This is a genomic window from uncultured Paraglaciecola sp., assembly GCF_913058035.1.
Classification (GTDB): domain Bacteria; phylum Pseudomonadota; class Gammaproteobacteria; order Enterobacterales; family Alteromonadaceae; genus Paraglaciecola.
In genome coordinates this window covers 1-3,037 of record NZ_CAJXPA010000311.1, presented here as the reverse complement: position 1 = coordinate 3,037, position 3,037 = coordinate 1, and the positions used below count along the sequence as shown (strand labels likewise).

Annotated in this window: 1 protein-coding gene; it reads left to right on the top strand. The window is 37.1% G+C overall.

Annotation, left to right across the window (positions count from 1 at the left end; all coding sequences use genetic code 11):
• The first annotated feature begins 763 nt into the window (after positions 1-763).
• Entirely contained in the window at positions 764-1,843 is a 1,080-nt protein-coding gene (locus tag QZ562_RS20690) for a site-2 protease family protein (RefSeq protein WP_293764551.1), read from the top strand.
• Positions 1,844-3,037 lie beyond the last annotated feature (1,194 nt).

Here is a 3,037-nt window from a genome sequence, read left to right as displayed (position 1 = left end):
TTACTGGTTTGTTACAATGGGTGTATTTGTAATTTAACTGCTTATTTTTATATTGGATGTTTTCAACTCTAGTGGACATCCCAAACTTTCGGTAAAGCTGTTCGCTAAAGTTGGTCTATTGAAAGTGGGTTTAATAGCAAAAACATATAACCCCAAAATTACGGAGTCACCCGTGGGAATAATATGGAAAACCTTAGTTGTGGTCTATCAATTTCATTAACCCGCGGGGTCAGATTCGTTGAAAAGTAAAATATATGGAGTAGGTCAAACTATCAGGAAAACAGATATCTGAGTCAACCGTGATAAACCAACCTGTTTTCAAATTTTTCTTTCGTACTTTTGATATTCTTTGTGCTCCGAGTTACTAGCCCCTTCTCCTATCCATTTTATTTCGCGTTATTAAGCTATTAATGAAGTACAGCTAAATCGCAGGCAAAAAAAGAGCCTGGTAAATTATCAGGCTCAAAAAGAAAACACACACATAAATTACATAACCGGAGAGGTAATAACTGTACTAGTTCAATTCATCGATAATTTATTTTACTGAATGTAGCCCAGTCCAAATTAATGTAAATCGCCCAGATATTTCAGTTTTTGATTCTTTCTCCGTACTCTCGACTTTTTTGTGGTTCAACATCTTTTACTTTTAGTTTTTAGCTATCCACTGCATTTATTTAATTTTTAACATTTATTCTCGATAAACCTTGTCCCATCAATAAATATAGCAATAATCGGGCGTGGTTTTATTTGTTGAGTTTATATAGTGCAATTATTAGAAGTAGAGTGTTTAGGTAAAACACTTAAGTTAGAAGGTTCGATGGCTGGGTGGCAACAACTGTTTTGGGGTGATCAATGTGTTTCGCAAGTGAGTGTCAGTGTAGGCAATAATGACTTTTCACATCAATTTTTACTTCAAAATGAACAAGGCGATCTCCAAGTGGATCTCAATGGTGCTTTGCAATGGCAGCCTTTTGAGCTGCAATTCAAGCTTTTAGTGAATGATGAGCTATTGCATGAAAATACACTGACTGAAAAAGACATAGAGCAAAGGCAAGTCATTCAAGGCAAAAAACAACCGATGAAATTTAGTTTTATTGGTATGGGGGGGCTGGGTTTAAAACTGTTCAAAAGTGCCAAGGTGATTAAAGTGTTGTTTGCTGCAGGCAGTTTAGCCGCTTACAGCTGGTTGTTTTCTATTGAGTTTGCCATTGCCCTGATATGTTGTCTGGTGTTTCATGAATATGGTCATATTAGGGCGATGAAGTACTTTGGTTTGAAAACCAAAGGTATTTACCTTATTCCTTTTGTGGGAGGTCTAGCGCTCAGCGACGACAAAATTAATACACGCTGGCAAGATATTGTTATTTCAATTATGGGGCCATTTTTTGGCTTGATATTGTCTATCGCTTGCTTATTGGGCTATTGGCTTACCGATATAGAAGTACTCGCAGGTTTAGCGGTATTTAATGCGCTGCTTAATTTATTTAATATGTTACCTGTATTGCCTTTAGATGGTGGGCATGTACTTAAAAGTATCGCTTTTTCAATTAACTCTCGTGTTGGTATGGTCGCCTGCACATTGGGCGCCATGTTAGGGGTTTACGTTAGTTATCACTTTGGTTTGGCATTGTTAGGTTTTTTACTTGCTATAGGTAGTGTGGAAATATTCTTTGAATATAAACGCCGACACTTCAGTGAGCTATTGCCCCTTAATCGTTACGCTCAAATTATTTCTATTTTGTGGTATGTCATTACTTTGGGTGGCTTGAGTGCCATTATTTGGTTTGTTGGTCAAACAGATAATAGTGCTTTGTCATTACCTCTTAAAATATTGAGCAGTTAATGTAATATTATCTCTACAATATTGGAGGGGCTCTGTAGTGAATTTTTTTAAGAGAATTATGGGCCTGAATGCGGGTGTAGGATCGTTGAAGGCATTATTTGTGACGACAGAAAAGCTTATTCGAAGTGGAGCTATTTGGATAAGGTTACTACCTACTTTTGACCGATGACAACAAGTATTGATTGTTAGGTTGCTGCCATAATTTTTTATAATGACATATCAACTTTAAGCATAGTCACGCTAATACACATTAGAAGACGTTATTGGGTGCGGGTCATCACAATTGTTTTGGTAACAACGCGAATGCAAAAACTAGATTCAATGTCACTTTTTAAGGGCGAACTATGTGCATTAAATTAGCTAAGGTATGTCAATAAAAACTGCTTATGTTAATTATCAACTGCCAAAAGAAACGATTTCTATGCTGACGGGTTCAGTCAAACAATGGTTTATTTGTGTTTATTTACGAATGTATTTTGTATGCTAGTGCCGTTAATGCAAGTTCTAAAGATAGAATGGCCGTAACAGAAAGGTGGCCCTATATTTATGCCGAGAATGCGGCTAATTAGGCTGTCACTTGCACGACATAAACACTGTTGTATGATGCCATCACAAGTAAGCGTTTAATATGAAATTCTTTGCATTAACCCAACCATGTTCCATTCCGAGTAGCACAAATGCACCAAGCCTATATGGTTGTTTAGGAAGGTAATACTCAGGGTAACCTTTACAACACTTATTCCCATTATTTACAACATAATAAAAAAATGTAATACGCCTACCTCACTAAAGCCATGATGCGGTCTCCAGACAGACAAGTATTATAATCCAAGTGGGTGCATTTTTAGGCGGTAAGGCATGCGGTTCCTAGTCGTATTCAGTCTTTAGGCGTTACCCGGTAGGCGCTACCCGGTAGGCGCTATCCGGTAGGCGCTATCCGGTAAAGACTTCATCATAGGCCAGGGCTGATTTAGCCCACGTTAATAATGAGTCTGAATATATCTTAGATCTAAGTCACTTTAAGACTGTTTCATCACAACGGATAGTTGGTAATACAAGATTATCGGTTGACATCTCTGGAGCATCCATATGTGTCCTGTTAATTTTGAAATGTTTTAAAAGTGAATACTTTACTTAAAAAAGACTTATTAAATCTATTAGTAGCTAAATATCTACTTCAACTGTGTGTTATGT